Genomic DNA, 17,456 nt, shown 5'->3' with positions numbered 1-17,456 from the left:
GCCGGCGCCCCCCGTACGCGGCGGGGCCGCGGGGGGGCGCCCCCGCCCCCCCCCCGCGCCCCCGCCTCCCCCGCGGCGGCGCCCCCCCCGCGTCCGCTCGTGCGGCGGCGGGTCGCTCACCCGCGGGGTTCCGCGTGCAGCCATACCCGGCAACACGTGGGCCCCGACCCGGCGGGTCGCTCAGCCGTACCGGGCAACACATGGGCCTCGACCCGGCGGGTCGCTCACTCGCGGGGTTCCCGGTGCACCGGTGCGCCCAGGGCGCCGCAGATGTAGTCGACCAGGTCGTCGGCGACCGTGGAGGTGCCGTCCGGATCCGCCGCGTCGGCGAGGGCCGTGACCACGGTGAGCGCCGCCCAGCCGAAGCGGGTCCGCAGGACGTCGCGGGGGAGGCCCGGGAGGGACCGGGCGAGTTCGGCGTCGAAGGCCGCGCGGTGCAGGGCGGCCTGTTCGGCCAGCAGTTCGCGCCACGGCGGGGCCGCCCGGGCAAGCGCGGCCAGGAAGTTCAGGTACGTGCGCCCCCAGGGCTTCTCGCGGGCGATCTCCTCGAGCGGACGCACGAACGCCCCGGCGACCGCGTCGAGCGCGGGCTCCGCGGCCGATGCCGGTGCGGCGAGGTGGCGGTCGCGCCGCGCGGCCAGTTCGCTCATGCGGTGCGCGAGCACAGCCCGTACCAGGGCCTGCTTGGAGCCGAAGTGGTAGTGCGCCGCGGCCACGTTGACCCCCGCGTCGGCGTTGATCGCACGCATCGACGCGGCATCGACGCCCACCTCCGCGATCCGGCGTTCGGCCGCCTCGATCAGGCGTCGCGCGGTCGTGTCGCCGCCCGCCCCCGATCGCACCTCCACGTTGTCCCGCATGGTGTAGCCGCCTTCCAGCGCCGTCGCCCGGCCTTGTCGCCGTGGCCGGATCATGATAGTCCATCACCTGATTCAATCAGGTGATGGACAGGTCCGCCCAGCCCAGGGAGACGCACATGAACGATCGGATACCCGACGTCGCCGACGCGCCGGAGAGCGCCGGCACGCCACCGCACCGCACGCCCGTGAGCACCATGGGGCAACTCTTCGAGGTGTGGTCGGAACCCAGAGGCCGGGCCATCGAGGTGGCGCCGCGTACGTGGCAGATCACCGCGGGTGTGGTCAATTGCGCGGTGATCGAGACCGACGAGGGCCTGGTCCTGGTCGACACCGGGATGCGCCACGACGGACCGGAACTGCTCCGGCTGATCCGTACGATCACCCGGGCGCCGCTGCACACCGTGGTGTACACCCACGCGCACATCGACCACGCGTTCGGCCACGGACCGCTGCTGGCCGAGGCCGCCCGACGCGGTGACCCCCGCCCCAGGATCGTCGCGCACCGCGCGACCATGGACCGGTTCCGCCGCTACATTCGCACCGCCGCGTTCAACACGACGCTGAACGCCCGGCAGTCCGGCGGATCACGCACCTGGTGGCCGAGCCAGGACTCCGACGTGATCTGGCCGGACACGCTCTACGACGACGCGCTGACCCTGCGCATCGGCGGCGAGGAACTCCGACTGCACCACGCGCGTGCGGAGACCGACGACGCCACGTGGGTGTGGATGCCCGGCCGGCGCCTGGTCTGCGTCGGCGACCTGTGGAACGGCGTGTGTCCCAACGCCGGCAACCCGCAGAAGGTCCAGCGCTACGCCGAGGAATGGGCCGACGCGTTCGAGCGGATCGCCGCCCTGGACGCGCAGGTCCTGATCCCCGGCCACTCGATGCCGATCGTCGGCGCGCAGGTCGTCCGCGAACGCCTCGGTCATGCCGCGGAGTTGCTGCGCCACATCGTTGAACACACGCTGGCCGGCCTGAATGCCGGACTGCGCCCGGACGCCATCCTGGACACCCTGCGCGTGCCCGCGCACCTCGAACACCTGCCGTACCTGCGGCCGTTGCACGACCGGCCCGAATTCATCGCGGCCAACGTGATCCGGTTGTACGGCGGCTGGTGGAACGGCTACGCCGCCGACCTGCTGCCCGCACCGCGCGAACGACTCGCCGCCGCCCTCGCGGAACTCGCCGGCGGCGCCGACGTCATGGCCGAGCGGGCTCGGGCGGTGCTCGCCGACGACCCACAACTGGCCTGCCATCTGGCCGAGTTGGCGGCCCTCGCGGAACCGGGGAGCAGATGCGCCCAGCAGGCCGCCGCCGACGCGTTCGACGTGCGCCTCGACGCGGAACCCTCCTTCATGGGCCGGGGCATCTATCGCACCGCGGCCGACGCGGCCCGAGTGGCGCTCGCGGCTCTCGACGCCGCGGACGGGGGCGTGCGATGACCGCCGCCGACGACCTGACCGGGTGGGTCGCCGTGGTCACCGGCGCGGCGAGCGGCATCGGCCGGGCGACCGCGGTCCGGCTGGCCGAATCGGGGGCCCACGTGGTGTGTACGGACCACAACGGGCCCGGCGCGGCCGACACCGCCGAGGCGATCGACGCGGCCTACGGTCGCGGCCGCGCCCACCCGCACACCCTCGACGTCACGGACGCCGACGCGGTCGAGCGCCTGGTCACCGGCACGGCCGAGCAGCACGGCCGGCTCGACATCATGGTGAACGTCGCCGGAATCCCGTACTCCCGCCCGGTGGTCGACACCGACGAGGCCGATCTGGACCGGGTCCTCGCGGTCAACCTCAAGGGCGTCTTCTTCGGCTGCCGCGCCGCGGCCCGGGTGATGACCGCCCAGGGCCACGGCAGCATCGTCAACGTCGCCTCCAGCGCCATCGACACGCTGCGCCCCAACGTCGCGTGCTACGCGATGTCGAAGGCCGCGGTCGCCCAACTCACGAAGACCCTCGCCATCGAGGTGGGTTCCCGGGGCGTACGGGTCAACGCCGTCGCACCGGGTGTCATCGATACGCCGATGACCGCCGGCGTCCCGCATGCCGCCAACATCGAGGCGGCGGCCCTGCGACGCATCGGCCGACCGGACGACGTCGCCTGGGCCATCCGCTACCTCGCCTCCCCGGCCTCGGGCTTCGTCACCGGCCAAATCCTGCGGGTCAACGGCGGAACGGCCATGCCCGGCTGACCCACCCGCCGCCCGCCGCCCTCGCCGTTTCCTTCGGTGAGGGCGGCGGCGTCCGCGCGCCCACGGTGGCACAGGAGCGGAAGAGGCGGCGGGCTCGGGAATCCGTCTCCGCTTCGCCGGAACCGGAGTCGACTCGCGCCCGACTACTCGGGTACCTACGCACGCGCCGGCGGGGTCCGCACCCCGAGGACCCGGCCCGCCGCACCCCTTCGCGACGCCACCGTTGGGAATCCGCACCAGGAAGGCGCCCCCGTGACCCAGGCCGAACCCGGTACAAGAACGCCCGAACCGGGCCCGAACGCCCGTACGCAGGGGCCGAATACCGACGCGCTCGGCCGGAACGCCGGTGTGCGGGCCGCGGATACCGACGCGTCGGCCGGCAATCCCCCCGGACCCGTCGACCTGTACGGGCGCGAGTACAAGCGCGATCCCTACCCGCTGTACGCCAAGCTTCGCGACGCCGGCCCCATTCATCGGGTGCGCTTTCCCAGCGGCGTCGGGGCCTGGCTGGTCACCGGCTACGAGGCCGCCCACGCCACGCTCAACGACCCGCGCCTGGGCAAGAATCACGACCTGGGCAACGAACGCTGGCGAGCCCTCGCCTCGATCATGCCCGAACCGCAACACGCGCAACTCCAGGTTCATCTGCTGCACCAGGACCCGCCCAAGCACACCGCCATGCGACGCCTGGTCACCGACGCGTTCGCACCGCGCCGGATCGAGGCGCTGCGCCCGCGGATCCAACACATCGCCGACACCCTGCTCGACGCCATGCCCGCCACCGGCGGGACCGACCTGGTCGCGTGCTTCGCCGCCCGCTTCCCGTTCCTGGTCCTGGCCGAAGTCATCGGCCTCCCGGCCGAGTCGGCCGCCGGATTCCGTCGCGAATGGTGCAAGGTCGTCCAGCCGGTCGGGCCCAGGGATCCCGGACGCGCGGACTACGAGGGACGGTTGCGCGCACTCCAGACCTACATCGCCGACGTGGTCGCCGACCGGCGGGCCCACCCGGACGACGGCCTGCTCTGCCGACTGGTCGCCGCACACACCGCCGGCGATCTCACCGACCAGGAACTGGACTCGATGGTCTTCCAACTCCTGGTCGCCGGACAGGAACCGGTCACCAACCAGATCAGCACCGCCCTGATGACCCTGCTGCGCCACCCCGGGCACCTGGCCCGACTGCGCGCCGAGCCCGCCCTGTTGCCCGCAGCGGTCGAGGAACTGCTGCGCTACGACAGCGCGTTCGAACTAACCACGTGGCGCTTCCTCGGCGCGGACGACGACCTGCACGGGACCACCGTGCCCGCCGGCGATTCGGTCATCGTCTCGCTGTGCGCGGCCAACCGCGACCCGAAACGTTTCCCCGACGCCGACACCCTCGACTTCGACCGCAGCCCCAACCCGCACCTCGCGTTCGGACACGGCCCGCACTTCTGCCCCGCCGCCGCCCTGGCCCGGGTCGAACTCCAGGTCGCCCTCGGCACCCTGCTCGCGCGTCTGCCCGACCTGGCCCCGGCGGTACCGGTCGAGGAGATCGGCTGGATCCCCGCAGTACTCGCCCGCGGCGTCGACTCGCTGCCGGTCACCTATCGCGAACGCAGCTGAGCAGCCCCCACCGCAGCACGCCCGCACCCGAGCCACCGCATTCCCACACCGCCCGCGCCGAGGCGCCCCCTGCCGCCTGCCCCCGTGGAGACACCGACCCATGCACGCCGCCACCCGCCCCCGCGACCCCGCGCGCACATCCGCGACCTGCGCCGCGATCCTGGCCCTCCTGCTGCCGCACCGCCGCGCGGCGGAGCGGGAGCGCCGGCCCGGCGGCGACGCCGACTCCGAGCCCGATGCGGTCACCGACTTCCCCCGCCAACTCGACCGCCTCGCCCACTTCGTCGAGCGCGACGAACCCGTCGTGTTCACCCTCCCGGCCTTCCCCTGCAAGTCGCCGAATCCGGACAAGGTCCTCGGCCGGCTCCCCGACGAGGGCGAACGCCTGAGCCTGGCCTTCCTTGACCGACTGTGCGCCTCGATCGCCCGCGTCCACCCACCCGGCGCGCGCATGTTGATCTGCTCCGACGGCCACGTCTTCGCCGACCTCGTCAACGTCCCGGACCCGCACGTCGACGCCTACGCCGACGAACTGCGCGCGATCATCGCCCGGGACGACCTGCGCCACCTGGGCGTCCTCGACCTGCGCGACGTCCGGGACGGATCGCGCGACGTCCACGGCGCGGACACCCACGAGCGCGGACGCGCCTGGCTGCACGCGCGGCACGCACCCGGCGTCGCGCAGTTGCGGGCCCAGGTGCGCGCCGACGAGGACACGCTGCGCCTGTATCGCGGGATCACCCGGTTCCTCTTCGAGGACGCGGTGGACTTCCCCGGCACCCGCTCCGCGCTGCAACGCGACTGCCGCACCCGCGCGTACGGGGTCATCCAGCGCAGCCGCGCGTGGAGCGGCCTGATCGCCGAACGCCACCCGGACGCGCTGCGCCTGTCCATCCACCCGCAACGACGCGGCGCCGAGAAGTTCGGCATCCGACTCCTGGACACGCCCGACGTGTGGGCCACCCCCTGGCACGCCGCCGTCCTGCATGGCCCGGACGGCCGGCCGCACCTGCTCCGCCGCGCCGACGCTGCCCGCCTGGGTGTGCTGGTCCATCGCGACGGGCGTCCCAGTCACTTCCGCCAGGAGCCGGGGGACCGCCCGTCGGGGCGTACCGCCGGGTCCCTCGGCGCCGGGCCGGGCTCGTCCGGGCACCCCCGAGAGGCCGGCACGTCCGCCGGATGACGCCGAGCGGGCGGCGCGGCCACAACGGCCCCGCTTTGCACACCCGTCCGCAGCCACCCGCGATGTGCCGGGCGCGGCGCGGGAGTTGCGGAGCCGGTGCGCCGAAACCTCACCGTGCTCGCCCTCGTGCCGGGCGCCTGCGGCTCGAACGATGACGACCGGGACGACCGGGACGACAGGAGCGACAGGGCCGACGCCTCCGTGCGGCCGGCGCCGGGCGCACCGCCGCCCTCCGCTCACCCGCACCCCGATGGTGATCCCACACGCACGTCGAGCCGCCGCCGAGCCGGGCCGGGTTCGGCGTTCGGTGTGAACGGTCCGCCGCCCCGAGGGGCGGCGGACCGTTCGGCGCCACCGGACCTGGTTGGGGGGCAAGTCTCCGGCGACACCGGCGAATGTATCCGTCCGCACCGACACCGACCCACCGGGCCGCCGGCCGGGCCTCAGTCGCCCGCCGCCGCGTACACGGCCGTGACGGCGGTCGCCACCAGGTCGGTCACCGCCGCCGGGTCCCGAGTGGGTTCGCGGCGGGCCAGGCCGTCGTAGGTCTCGAAGCCGGTGAGCTGCCAGATGAGGTCGATCGTGTCGTCGGCGGTCGCCTCCGCGTGTGCGCCCAGCAGCGTGGTCAGCGCGGTGCGGCGCATGTCGTCGCGCTCGCGCAGCAACCGGTCGAGGTCCGAGTCCAGCACGGCCATGCCGCGCAGTCGGCGGATCACGACCGGATCCGAGGCCCAGAAGCGGCAGAAGCCCTCGGTGAACCGGCGCAGCGCCGCGTCCGCGTCGACGGCGGCGAAGGCCCGGGGCAGGTCGATGTCCGCCCGGCCGGCCAGCGAGTCGAACAGGGCTTCCAGGAGGCCGGACTTGGAGCCGAAGGCGTTGTAGATCGTCTGCCGTGACACGTCCGCGGCCTTGGCGATCGCGTCCACCGAGATCTGGGTGGGTTTCGGGCCCGCCAGCAGTGCGCGGGCGGCCGCCAGAATCCGCTGCCGGGTGTCCTCGGCGGCGGTTTGGCGCTTGTCGGACTTGTACACGCGCGGACTCACGCGGCTTGCCCCTTCCATCATTTGGATTTACTGTCTGTCCATTGAATCCTACGCGACCCACCGGGTCGCGCCTACCCCGGCCTGCCCGGAAGCGCTTCCGGCCCGGCCGAGCCCGACTTTCCTTCGTTCCGCACCCGAACCCCCGACACATTCGCTCAGCCTCGATACAGGAGTGCACCATGTTCACCGAACAACCGCTCGACGGCCGGGTCGCGATCGTGACCGGTGCGAGCCGTGGCATCGGCGCCGCCACCGCCCGCGCCCTGCACCGCGCCGGAGCGGCGGTCGTGCTGGCCGCCCGGGACGCCGACGCGCTGCACGCGTCGGCCGCCGAGATCGAAGCGGCCGGCGGTCGCGCGCTCGCCGTACCCACCGACGTCACCGATCCCGCCGCCGTCGAACGCCTGGTCGACGCGACCCTGGATCGGTTCGGACGCCTGGACGCGGCGGTCAACAACGCAGCCGGCGGCGGCCATCCGCCCACTCCGCTCGCCGACGTGCAGATCGCCGACTTCGACAGCGCCCTGGCCGTCAACCTGCGCGGGGTCTTCCTGGCCATGAAGTACGAGATCCCCGCCATGCTCGATCGGGGTGCGGGCGCCATCGTCAACATGTCCTCCACCGCCGGACTCCAGGCAGTCGGCGGACTGACGGGCTACGTCTCGGCCAAGTTCGGGCTGATCGGGCTCACCCGGACCGCCGCACTCGACTACGCCGACGCGGGCATCCGGGTCAACGCACTCGCACCCGGACCCATTCACACCGAACAACTCGAAGCCGCCGGCGAACATGCCCGGCAGGCCGCCGCCCAGGCGATGCCGATGCGCCGGATCGGCCTCCCGGAGGAGGTCGCGGCGGCGGTGGTGTGGCTGTGCTCGGACGCATCGTCCTTCATCACCGGCGCCACACTGCCGATCGACGGCGGCAAGCTCGCCGGCTCGCCGCCCTTCCGCCGCCCCGCCGGTGGCCTGCGACCGAACCCGACCGCGACGTGAACCTGCTCGTCGTGGGCGCGGCCGGCGGTACGGGAGCCCGCCTGGTCGGGCAGGCCCTGGTCGCCGGCCACCACGTCACCGCCCTCGCCCGACACCCCGAACGCATCACCACACGCCACGAGCGCCTGCGCGTCGTGGCCGGCGACGCACTGGACCGAGCCGACCTCGACGGGGTACTGCCCGGCCACACCGTCGTGCTCAGCGCGCTGGGCGCCACCACCCGGGCGCGCACCACGATCTACTCGCAGGGCACGGCCAACCTGCGCCGATCGATGACCGCCGCGGGCGTCCGGCGCCTGTTCTGCCTCTCCTCCGGCGCCCTGGACTCGGGGGCCGGTACGCCGGCGGCCCAACGCCTGGTCACCCGCCTGATCATCCGGCCGCTGCACCGCCACGCCTACGCCGACATGCGGCGCATGGAGGACGACCTCGCCACCGACGACGAGGTCGACTGGACAATCGTGCGGGCCCCCATGCTCACCAACGGACCACGCACCGGCACGTATCGATTCACCCACGACGGGGACCGCCCGCTCGATCGGCCGACGCAGATCTCCCGCGCCGACCTCGCCGACTTCGTCCTGGGCCACCTCGACGATCGCGCCCTCTTCCGGCGCCGCGTCTCGCTCTCGTACTGACCGCGCCGCCCGCCCGGCCTCGCCACACCCAACCGATCCACGAGGAAGGACCAGGTCGACGATCCGGGCGGGCATCCCGCCACCCGCGCCGCCCCGACGGCCGGTGCGTGCAGCGGACCGCTCTTCGAACTCGGCGAAGTGTCACGGCCGTTCGGTCGGCCGAGTGCCATGGACGTTCGGTGTGCCATGAGCCCGCGCGGTGGCGCGCTCCTCGCTACGCTGCCGGTATGGCGGTTGACGGGGGTACGGGGGACGGCGGTACGGCGGGATCCGAGGCCGGGCAGGACGGCGGGAGTGCGTCGCGACTGGGGTCCGGTGACGGGTTCGCCAAGGTCTGCCACAGCGTCGGGCTGGCGATTCTGCTCCTGTCCGAATACTGGAGATCGACGATGGAGGGCCTGAGATCCGGGACCCGCCGGCCACCGGACGATCTCCGCTCGGTGCTCGACTTCGCCGCGTCCCTGGCCGACGACGGTTGGCATCGCGACGCGGTCGAACTGTACGAGTCGGCGTCGTTCGGGCAGGAGCGTGCGGCGCTGTGGGCGGCGGTCTGCTGCGCCCTGGTCGTGCGCCTCAACAGGCACGGCTCGGCGGAACTACAGGTGGCCCTGTCCTACGTATCCGCCGCGTACTGCGTACTGGCTTCCGTCACCGCGGCCTACTACTTCGCGTCGGGCCCGATCGTGGTGGCCGCCCTCGGGATCGGATTCGGTGTCATGCACACGGCGACACGCAACTGAACCCGAAGGCACGGCATTTCATCGGCGCGGGTAGGTGGCGCAGACCAGGGTGCTGTTCGAGCGCGCGACCCAATACCAGTAGTACGTTCGGTCGTTGGCCGCCCGCGCACACGCTCCGGCCTGCACGTTGCTCGGCGCGCGATACACGCCGGTGACGGCCAGGAGCGAGTCGAAGCCCGACGGGATCCGCTGCGCGCCGCAATCGACCCAGGTGAACAGGTTGGCGGAATAGCGCGGCGTGTCCTGGGTGCCGCCCTCGCGCGAGACGAGGAAGCACTGGCCCTGACGGAACTGCCTTTCCAGGCACAGTTCGACGTTCCCGTATCGCCAACCGGCGATCCCGGGATCGGCGGTCGGACAGTTCGTGGCATTGACCCCGACCACCCGCACGAATGCGGAATCCGCGTCGCAGTCCACCGCGCGCGGGGTGTCGCTGTTCCATCCGCTGCCGCGCTCGGTGCCGGTCTGCCACGCGTTGAGGCAGACCCCCTTCCGGGCCACGGCGGCGAACGCGTCCGCCTGCGGATCGCGTACCGGCGCCGGCGGCGTATCGATCCCCGGGCGGGAGTCCGGCGTGGCTCGTCCCGGCGTCCGGCGCGGATCCGACGGCAGTCCGCGCACCGACGCCTCTCCCGTGGGCAACCCTCCCGACGGCAGACCCCGAGTGGCCGCCGTCAGCCCGGCCGGGGAGCGCCCGTCGTCGTCCTCCAATACGTGCGGCAACACCAGGACCGCGAAGAGCAGCGCGGCCAGCAGCAGTACCAGGTTTCCGTGCCGATTCCGGTCTTCCGTGACCCCCGTCATGACTCGCATCGTACGGACCGGGGTGACATCCCGACAGGACTGCGGGGGAAGCCGTTATGCGTGTGATGCGTGGGGCAGAGGGGGCGAAGGGGCAGAGGGGGCGGAGGGGCAGAGGGGACAGGGGACGAGGCGGGTGTGAGAGGTGGGAAGCGGGCGGAGGGGTGGAGGAGTGGAGCGGAGGGGTGGAGGAGGGGAGGAGGGGAGGAGGGGTGAGGTGCAGAGGCGGAGCGCGAAGGCGCGGGGTGCGGGGTGTGTCGTTGGGCACGCTTGGTCGTCGGGTGGCGCGTGTCGGTGGGAGCCGTTGCGACGGTGTTCGAGGCGGGTGCCGATCCCTTCGGTGCGCGCGACACGCCGGGGTGCGTGCGGGTGGGGGCGCGGCGGATCGTGGTGGTGAGGGGAGCGCCGTTCGGGGCGTCGAGGGTGCCGGTGGGGCGGGCTGGGGAAGCCCGGGACGGGTGGGCCCGCGCGAATAGGGCAGGATGGGCGCCATGAGCAACGTCTACTTCGACATCAGCATCAACGACGTCCCCCAGGGCCGCATCGTCTTCTCCCTCTTCGACGAGGTCGTCCCGCAGACCGCCCGGAACTTCCGCGAACTCGCGACGGGCGAGCACGGCTTCGGCTACGCCGGTTCGCCGTTCCACCGGGTGATCCCGGAGTTCATGCTCCAGGGCGGCGACTTCACCCGCGGCGACGGCACCGGTGGCAAGAGCATCTTCGGCGAGAAGTTCGCCGACGAGAACTTCAAGCTCAAGCACGACCGCCCGTACCTGCTGTCGATGGCGAACGCCGGTGCGAACACCAACGGCTCGCAGTTCTTCATCACCACCGCCGTCACCTCGTGGCTCGACGGCAAGCACGTCGTCTTCGGCGAGGTCGTCGAGGGCAAGGAACTGGTCGACCGGATCGAGGCGCTGGGTTCGCGCTCCGGCGCCACCAACGGCAAGATCGTGGTCGCCGCCTCGGGCATCGTCAAGGACTGACCGACCCACGCCACACCAGCGGTACGCAGCCCCGGCCACGTCGGGCTCGTCCGTACGTTCCCCGGGCGCCCCGCGATGCGCGACCCGCCATTGCGCTGCGCCCGGGGGCTTCGGCCGGTCCGCCCGCGCCCTCGGGCGGCCCGTGCCCTCTTCGGGAGGGTGCCTTCCTCCACTGGACCTCGGGTGTAGCGGGGTTCGATACCGATGCACGATCGTGGCGCGCCCGCGGCCGGGGGCCTCGTTCTCGTCTGCGATGTGCGGGGGCCTGAGGTGCTGCTGCTCGTGGCGTGCCTGGTGCGGGCCGTGGCCGTGCCGCTCAGGTCGGGCGAGCCGGGCGAACCGGCCGTGCCGTACTGATCGAGCAGTACCTCCATGGACGCCAACTCCCGCTTGCAACGGGGGCATTCGGGGTTCACGCGCGGAACTCGCCTCGACGGACCGACGGCGGACCGGCCTCGGTCGTTTCACCGCTCTCGGGACAATGCCTGCTCCCGATAACGGCGCGCAACGCCGAGGGTGGCGCGGCGTGCAGCGTGCGGCGTGGCGCGATGGGTGACGGGGCGAGGCGGGTGATCGCCCGCCGGGTGGGTCCTGTCGGCGGTGCGGGCGAGGGGAGTTCGTGACGTCGGGTGCCCTCGGCTACAGCTTCGGATGTGTCAGGTTGCCACGGCCAGGCGGTAGCCGCGTTTCGTGACCGTCTTGATCAGCCCCTTGTGCGGGCCGAGCGAGGTGCGCAGTCGGGCCACGGCGGCCTCGACCGCATGCTCGTCGGCGGAGGCGTCACGCCAGACCCGGCGCAGGAGTTCGGCGCGACTGAGCACCCAGCCCGGTCGTTCGGCCAGCGCGCGCAGGACCGCTGCCGACACCGGCGACAACGAGATCACGCCACCCTGCACCAGGACCGCGCTGCCCTGCAGGATCAGGCGATCCGTACCGGTGTCCAACTCGCGCCGAACCCGCCCGGGCAGCGTCTCGGTGACCGTACGCACAAGTGAGCCCAGCCGTCCCCGCTCCGGCCAGACCGCATCCACACCCTCGTCGGTCAGCGGCTTGGCACAGATCCCGCCTATGCACACGGGCAGCACGCTCGTCCGCAGCGCGGCCAACACCTCCTCGCGCCGCCCGAGTTCGTCGGCCGTCTGGAGGAATGCGCCGATCGCGGGTGCGCTGGTGAAGGTGAGCGCGTGCAGCTCGCGTCGGGTCACCTGTTCGACCAGGCGGCGCACCGCGACCGGATCCTCCGGCGGTCCCCATCGGTACACGGGCAGTTCGATCACCTCGGCGCCGCGCTCGCGCAGGATCGAGGCGAACCCCTCCAGCGGCGCGCCGTGTTCCTGGAGCGCTATCCGACGGCCACGCAGATCCCGGGCGAGCAACCAGTGCAGAAGCTCGTCGTTGGCCTCCGAGCCGGGCGAGTACGTCTCGCGCAGCCCCGAGGCCCGAACCGCTCCGGTGGCCTTGGGGCCGCGGCTGATCACCGTCGCGGCCTCGCAGGCTCGGCGCAACTCGGCGGATCGTCCCCAACCCTCGGCCGCGTTCATCCAGCCGCGCCAGCCCACGCCGGTCGTCGCGACCACGTAGTCGAGCGGTTCGACCAGGCAGCGCTCGGTGGCGAGACGCAGTACGTGGTCCTCGCGCAACGGGATGATGCTGAGCGTCGCGGTGCCCACGACCTTTGCGCCGCGACGTTCGAGCAGGGCGACCAGTTCGTCGCGGCGCCGGGCGGCCGTGACGCCGACCGTGAGCCCGACGAGGGGTTCGGCGGCGTTTGTGCGAGTAACCATGTGACGAGAGTGGGGGGTCGGCGTTACGGGGGTGTTGCGGCGTGATCACCCCGGGGTTAGGTCTGGGGTTTTCGTGGGGCTCTTCGGTGTCACGGTTCTCACGACGGGCACCCGGCCCGGTGAGACAGCCGTACCGCCGGCGCAACATCGCAGACCAGGCGGCGTAACCGTAGCTCGCGACGCTACCGACATGACGACGCACGCCGGGACCACGACGACGGACACCCATTGCCCGTACTGCTCACTGCAGTGCGGCATGGGCCTGCGGGCCGAGCCGGGCTCGGGGGCCGTGCCGGGCGCGGCTGGTGCGGCGGGTGCCTCGGGGGCCGCGGGTGCCCCCGGGGCCGGGGATGTGGCGGTCGAGGTGGTCGAGCGGCCCGGGTTTCCGGTCAATCGTGGTGCGTTGTGCGGCAAGGGGCAGAGCGCGGCCGAGGTGCTGCGGCGAGGGGTACGGCTGACCGCGCCGCTGGTGCGCGGTGCCGACGGGGTGCTGCGCGAGGCCGGGTGGGACGACGCGCTGGACCGGGTCGCGGCCGGGTTGGCGGACGCGGGCCGGGCGTACGGGCGAGATGCCGTCGGGGTGTTCGGCGGCGGCGGACTGACCAACGAGAAGGCCTATCTGTTGGGGAAGTTCGCGCGGGTGGTGCTGCGCACGGCGAACATCGACTACAACGGCCGGTTCTGTATGTCCTCGGCGGCGGCTGCGGGCAAGGCGGCGTTCGGGATCGATCGAGGGCTGCCGTTTCCGATGGAGGACATCGCCCGGACCGGCTGCGTCATCCTGGTCGGGGCCAATCCGGCGGACACGATGCCGCCGGCCCTGCGCTACTTCACCGACATGCGCGCGGCCGGCGGGCGATTGGTGGTCGTGGACCCGCGCCGGACCCGGACGGCGGCCGAGGCCGATCTGCACCTTCAGCCGGTCCCGGGTACGGACTTGGCGCTCGCGCTGGGCCTGCTGCACCTGCTGATCGCCGACGGGCACGTGGACGAGGAGTTCGTGGCGGCCCGCACGGTCGGCTTCGAAGCGGCACAGGCGGCGGCGATGGCGCACTGGCCGGAGCGGGTCGAGCGGATCACCGGCGTACCGGTGGAGGCGATGCGGGAAACGATCCGCATGTTCGCGTCGGCGCCGGCGGCCATGGTGCTGACGGCCCGCGGCCCGGAGCAGCAGAGCAAGGGCGTGGACACGGTCGGGGCCTGGATCGATCTGTGCCTGGCGGCCGGCAAGGCCGGCCGACCGCTGTCCGGGTACGGCTGCCTGACCGGCCAGGGCAACGGGCAGGGCGGACGCGAACACGGCCAGAAGGCCGACCAATTGCCCGGCTACCGAATGATCACGGACCCGACCGCGCGGGCGCACGTGGCGGGCGTCTGGGGCGTGGACCCGGATTCGCTGCCGGGACCCGGGCGTTCCGCGTACGAGCTGTTGGAGTCCTGCGGTGACGAGATCCGCGCCCTGTTCGTGATGGGCTCGAACCCGGTGGTGTCCGCGCCGAACGCGGCGCACGTGGAGACCCGACTCGCGGCGCTGGACTTCCTGGTCGTGGCGGACGTGGTGCTGTCCGAGACCGCGGCGCTGGCCGACGTCGTGCTGCCCAGTGCCCAGTGGGCCGAGGAGAACGGAACCACGACGAACCTGGAGGGCAGGGTGATCCTGCGTCAGGCGGCCCTGCCGGTACCCGAGGGCGTGCGGACGGACCTGTTCACACTGAACGCGCTCGCGCGCCGGCTGGGCGTCGAGCGCGGCTTCGCGACGGACGCGGAGGAGGTGTTCGACGAACTGCGCCGGGCATCGGCGGGCGGCGCGGCGGACTACGCGGGGATCACGTACGACCGCATCCGGGCCGAGGACGGGGTGTTCTGGCCCTGCCCGGAGGTGACCCACCCGGGTACGCCGCGGCTGTTCCTGGACCGCTTCGCCACACCGGACGGAAGAGCCAGCTTCGCGGCGCCGACGCATCGGGCCGCGGCGGAGGAGCCGGACGCGGAATATCCGCTGTACCTGACCACGGGCCGGGTGCTGAGCCAGTACCAGAGCGGCGCCCAGACCCGCCGCGTCCCGACCCTGAACCGCGCGGCGCCCGGTCCGTTCGTGGAATTGCACCCGGACCTGGCGGGGCGGATGGGGGTGGGCGAGGGCGATCCGGTCGCGGTCACGAGTCGGCGAGGACGCGCGGTCGCGCCGGCGAGGCTTTCGCGGGAGATCCGGCCGGACACGGTTTTCATGCCGTTCCACTGGTCGGGCGCGGGGCGGGCGAACTCGGTGACGAACGCGGCCCTGGACCCGGTATCGCGAATGCCGGAGTTCAAGGTCTGCGCGGTCCGGCTCGACCGGGTCGGCAACGTCGAGCGGGGGGCGGGGGAGCGTGGGGTTGGTGCCGAGTCGGGCGGGGGTCGGGGTGGGGGTGGGGGCGAGGGTGGGGGCGAGCCGGGCGGGGGTCGGGGTCCGGGGTCGGGCGGGGGTCGGGGCCCGGGCGGGGGCGGGGGCGGGGGCGTTGCGTTGAGCGGGATCGGGGTTGGCGGCGGCAACGCTGACGGGGGAGGCGCCTGATGGCACTTTGCCGGTTGAAGGAGCTCGCCGGAACAGTGCTCGCCGATGTGAGCGGTGCTCTCGGGTGTGTGCGGTGCTCCGGTGCGGGTGGGTCCTCGGGGAGCGGTGCTCTCGGGTGTGTGCGGTGCTCCGGTGTGGGTCGGCTCTCGGGGAGCGGTGCTCTCGAATATGAGCAGTGCTCTCGAATTGCCGTGGGAGGTCGTGGCGCCCAGGGCGGAGCACCGCTCATTGATGCGAGCAGTGCTCTTGCGAGGTCGCGCGGTCGGGTGTGGTGGCGTTTTGGTGGAGCGGTGCTCGTGAGTGTGAGCGGTGCTCTTGGTTGTGAAAGGTGATCGCGATGCGGGTTGGGGTGGTGGGAGCGGGGATGGCGGCGGCGCGGTTTGCACAGCAGATCGCTGCGCGGGATGCCAGGATTTCCGTGACGGTGTTCGGGGACGAGATGTATGCGCCGTACAACAGAGCACTGCTCGCGGATGTGCTCAGTGCTCGCTTCGGGGCCGAGGCGATCGGACTTCCGGTCGGGCCGTCGGCGGTGGTTCGGGTCGGAGCGCGGGTCAGTGCTCTTAACGCGGAGCGGTGCTCTCTTCGGTTGGCCGACGGCGAGGTGCATTCGTTCGATGCGATCGTGCTTGCGACCGGCGCCGGGCCCGTGCTGCCACCGATGCGAAACCTGCGGGTCGCCGGCAGGCCGCACGGTTCCTTCACCTCGACGGGGTCGACCGGGCCGACCGGGCCGACCGGGCCGACTGGGCAAACCGTGGCCGGGCCTGCCGCTTCCGCGCCGGCTGCGCCGCCCGCTGCGCCGTCCGCTGCGCCGACCGCCGCGCCCGCCCCCGCCCCCGCCCCGCCGAGTCGTGGCGAGCCGAGTCTGGAGCTGCTCGGCGGCGTGCACGCGTTTCGTTCTCTGGACGATTGCGCCGCGCTGGCCGATGCGGCGCCCAGGGCCGAGCGGGCCGTGGTGATCGGGGGAGGCGTTCTCGGCGTGAGCGCCGCGCGGGCTTTGGCGGCGTTGGGGGTCGCGGTCGAAGTCGTGCATCAGGGACCACACTTGATGGAGCGTCACCTCGATGCCCAAGCCGCGAGTGCGTTGCTCTGTGGTCTCGCCGACCTCGGCGTCGCGGTCTACCTCGACAACCGGGCTCGGGCCCTGACGGGCACGGAGCATGTCGCCGGCGTCGAACTCGCCAACGGGCACCTGCTCGACGCGGATCTGGTCGTGCTCGCCTGTGGGGTCCGTCCCAGGGTGGCGCTCGCCCGCGACGCGGGCCTGCGGGTCCATACCGGGATCGTGGTGGACGACCGGCTCGCCACCTCGGCCACCGGCGTTCATGCCATCGGGGATTGTGCCGAGTTCGCCGGGGACGTCCACGGCCTTGCGGCGGCGGCGTGGGATCAGGCCGACGTCCTGGCCGCGCACCTCACCGGCGGCGGCGAGCGCTACGCCGGGTCGCGCACGATGATGCGGCTGACGGCCGGGCCCTTGGCGGTCGCGGCGTTCGGTGCGACGGGTGCCCGGGCGGGCGACGACGTCGTACGCCTGGCCGATCCGACCCGCAATGCCTACAAGAAGCTCGTCATGCGCGGCGACCGGCTCGTCGCCGGGATCCTGATTGGTGACCTCGCCACCGCTGGCGCCCTGACCCGCGCCTTCGAACGCGACGATCCGCTGCCGGCCGACCCCCTCCACCTGTTGGCCGTGCCGGGAGCGTACCGATGACCACGTCTCCCACGACCGCCGCCGCCCGACGGCGTCACCGCAACGACCCGGGCCGCACCCGGCGACCGAAGCTTCCGGCACACCGAGCCGGCACGTCGCGGGGCCGCACCGACGGGGTGAACCCGACTCGGGCCGGCACGACCGTAGTTGCGGACCGGGAGGACCGGCTCGACCATCTTCGCCTTCGCTGCCCGGCTGGGCTGCCGCCTCGTGCAGGCCGGTTCGTGCCGCCGCGTCGACGAGTGGGGCGGGTGTCGGCCCGTGTTGGTGGTGCCGGGGCGGGCGGCGGGGGTCCGGCCGGCGCGGCCGGGGGCGGAGAGCGGTCGGGGGGTGGGGGCGTGGGTTGGTGAGTG

14 protein-coding genes are annotated in these 17,456 nt (G+C 72.9%); 10 read left to right on the top strand and 4 right to left on the bottom strand.

Features of this window, described 5'->3' with window-relative positions:
* Positions 1-224 precede the first annotated feature (224 nt).
* Positions 225-914 (bottom strand): TetR/AcrR family transcriptional regulator, encoded by a 690-nt coding sequence (locus tag ACIBM5_RS29920; RefSeq protein ID WP_396009645.1) that lies wholly within the window; start codon positions 912-914, stop codon positions 225-227.
* A gap of 62 nt (positions 915-976) precedes the next feature.
* Here ACIBM5_RS29920 and ACIBM5_RS29915 point away from each other — a divergent pair, with 62 nt between their 5' ends.
* The 4 genes from ACIBM5_RS29915 (at position 977) to ACIBM5_RS29900 (ending at position 5,845) form a co-directional block, all read left to right on the top strand.
* Positions 977-2,305, top strand: a complete 1,329-nt coding sequence (locus tag ACIBM5_RS29915) for an alkyl sulfatase dimerization domain-containing protein (protein ID WP_396009644.1) — start codon at positions 977-979, stop codon at positions 2,303-2,305.
* The gene (locus ACIBM5_RS29910) at positions 2,302-3,057 is read left to right on the top strand and encodes an SDR family NAD(P)-dependent oxidoreductase (RefSeq protein WP_396009642.1); all 756 of its coding nucleotides are present in this window, start codon (positions 2,302-2,304) and stop codon (positions 3,055-3,057) included. The genes ACIBM5_RS29915 and ACIBM5_RS29910 overlap by 4 nt, the downstream gene beginning before the upstream one ends.
* A 348-nt stretch (positions 3,058-3,405) precedes the next feature.
* Entirely contained in the window at positions 3,406-4,662 is a 1,257-nt protein-coding gene (locus ACIBM5_RS29905; protein ID WP_396009717.1) for a cytochrome P450, read from the top strand.
* 100 nt (positions 4,663-4,762) lie between these two features.
* Positions 4,763-5,845 carry an L-tyrosine/L-tryptophan isonitrile synthase family protein gene (locus ACIBM5_RS29900; RefSeq protein ID WP_396009641.1) on the top strand — a complete coding sequence of 361 codons (1,083 nt, stop codon included), beginning with the start codon at positions 4,763-4,765 and terminating at the stop codon, positions 5,843-5,845.
* Between the two features lie 443 nt (positions 5,846-6,288).
* Here the strand turns inward: ACIBM5_RS29900 and ACIBM5_RS29895 are convergent, their stop codons facing one another.
* Positions 6,289-6,888, bottom strand: coding sequence for a TetR/AcrR family transcriptional regulator (locus tag ACIBM5_RS29895; RefSeq protein WP_391584505.1), 600 nt, complete (start codon positions 6,886-6,888; stop codon positions 6,289-6,291).
* Between the two features lie 179 nt (positions 6,889-7,067).
* Here ACIBM5_RS29895 and ACIBM5_RS29890 point away from each other — a divergent pair, with 179 nt between their 5' ends.
* The 3 genes from ACIBM5_RS29890 to ACIBM5_RS29880 all read left to right on the top strand — a co-directional run bounded on the left by ACIBM5_RS29890 (position 7,068) and on the right by ACIBM5_RS29880 (position 9,261).
* The gene (locus tag ACIBM5_RS29890; protein ID WP_396009640.1) at positions 7,068-7,883 is read left to right on the top strand and encodes an SDR family NAD(P)-dependent oxidoreductase; all 816 of its coding nucleotides are present in this window, start codon (positions 7,068-7,070) and stop codon (positions 7,881-7,883) included.
* On the top strand, positions 7,880-8,521 hold the full coding sequence (locus ACIBM5_RS29885) for an NAD(P)-dependent oxidoreductase (RefSeq protein WP_396009639.1): 642 nt from the start codon (positions 7,880-7,882) through the stop codon (positions 8,519-8,521). The genes ACIBM5_RS29890 and ACIBM5_RS29885 overlap by 4 nt, the downstream gene beginning before the upstream one ends.
* A 227-nt stretch (positions 8,522-8,748) precedes the next feature.
* Positions 8,749-9,261, top strand: coding sequence for a hypothetical protein (locus ACIBM5_RS29880; RefSeq protein ID WP_396009638.1), 513 nt, complete (start codon positions 8,749-8,751; stop codon positions 9,259-9,261).
* 18 nt (positions 9,262-9,279) lie between these two features.
* Here the strand turns inward: ACIBM5_RS29880 and ACIBM5_RS29875 are convergent, their stop codons facing one another.
* The gene (locus ACIBM5_RS29875; RefSeq protein WP_391584509.1) at positions 9,280-10,065 is read right to left on the bottom strand and encodes a hypothetical protein; all 786 of its coding nucleotides are present in this window, start codon (positions 10,063-10,065) and stop codon (positions 9,280-9,282) included.
* Between the two features lie 488 nt (positions 10,066-10,553).
* Between ACIBM5_RS29875 and ACIBM5_RS29870 the strand changes: the two genes are divergently transcribed.
* Positions 10,554-11,048, top strand: a complete 495-nt coding sequence (locus ACIBM5_RS29870; protein WP_391584510.1) for a peptidylprolyl isomerase — start codon at positions 10,554-10,556, stop codon at positions 11,046-11,048.
* Positions 11,049-11,704: 656 nt separating this feature from the next.
* Here ACIBM5_RS29870 and ACIBM5_RS29865 read toward each other — a convergent pair.
* Positions 11,705-12,832, bottom strand: coding sequence for a uroporphyrinogen-III synthase (locus ACIBM5_RS29865; protein WP_396009637.1), 1,128 nt, complete (start codon positions 12,830-12,832; stop codon positions 11,705-11,707).
* A gap of 190 nt (positions 12,833-13,022) precedes the next feature.
* On the opposite strand from ACIBM5_RS29865, the gene ACIBM5_RS29860 reads away from it, so the two are divergent.
* Both ACIBM5_RS29860 and ACIBM5_RS29855 read left to right on the top strand, forming a co-directional pair.
* The gene (locus tag ACIBM5_RS29860) at positions 13,023-15,386 is read left to right on the top strand and encodes a molybdopterin oxidoreductase family protein (protein WP_396009635.1); all 2,364 of its coding nucleotides are present in this window, start codon (positions 13,023-13,025) and stop codon (positions 15,384-15,386) included.
* A 337-nt stretch (positions 15,387-15,723) separates the two neighbouring features.
* Positions 15,724-17,103: an NAD(P)/FAD-dependent oxidoreductase gene (locus tag ACIBM5_RS29855; RefSeq protein WP_396009715.1), complete on the top strand. Its 1,380-nt coding sequence runs from the start codon at positions 15,724-15,726 to the stop codon at positions 17,101-17,103.
* Positions 17,104-17,456 lie beyond the last annotated feature (353 nt).

The organism is Embleya sp. NPDC050493 (genome assembly GCF_044458105.1).
Classification (GTDB): Bacteria; Actinomycetota; Actinomycetes; order Streptomycetales; family Streptomycetaceae; genus Embleya.
This window is presented reverse-complemented; position numbering and strand designations above follow the sequence as displayed.

Bases quoted from the DNA above. Each gene is read 5' to 3' on its own strand.
- ACIBM5_RS29920 (WP_396009645.1), bottom strand. From the start codon at position 914: ATGATCCGGCCACGGCGACAAGGCCGGGCGACGGCGCTGGAAGGCGGC.
- ACIBM5_RS29915 (WP_396009644.1), top strand. From the start codon at position 977: ATGAACGATCGGATACCCGACGTCGCCGACGCGCCGGAGAGCGCCGGC.
- ACIBM5_RS29910 (WP_396009642.1), top strand. From the start codon at position 2,302: ATGACCGCCGCCGACGACCTGACCGGGTGGGTCGCCGTGGTCACCGGC.
- ACIBM5_RS29900 (WP_396009641.1), top strand. From the start codon at position 4,763: ATGCACGCCGCCACCCGCCCCCGCGACCCCGCGCGCACATCCGCGACC.
- ACIBM5_RS29890 (WP_396009640.1), top strand. From the start codon at position 7,068: ATGTTCACCGAACAACCGCTCGACGGCCGGGTCGCGATCGTGACCGGT.
- ACIBM5_RS29880 (WP_396009638.1), top strand. From the start codon at position 8,749: ATGGCGGTTGACGGGGGTACGGGGGACGGCGGTACGGCGGGATCCGAG.
- ACIBM5_RS29875 (WP_391584509.1), bottom strand. From the start codon at position 10,065: ATGACGGGGGTCACGGAAGACCGGAATCGGCACGGAAACCTGGTACTG.
- ACIBM5_RS29870 (WP_391584510.1), top strand. From the start codon at position 10,554: ATGAGCAACGTCTACTTCGACATCAGCATCAACGACGTCCCCCAGGGC.
- ACIBM5_RS29865 (WP_396009637.1), bottom strand. From the start codon at position 12,832: ATGGTTACTCGCACAAACGCCGCCGAACCCCTCGTCGGGCTCACGGTC.
- ACIBM5_RS29860 (WP_396009635.1), top strand. From the start codon at position 13,023: ATGACGACGCACGCCGGGACCACGACGACGGACACCCATTGCCCGTAC.
- ACIBM5_RS29855 (WP_396009715.1), top strand. From the start codon at position 15,724: ATGCGGGTTGGGGTGGTGGGAGCGGGGATGGCGGCGGCGCGGTTTGCA.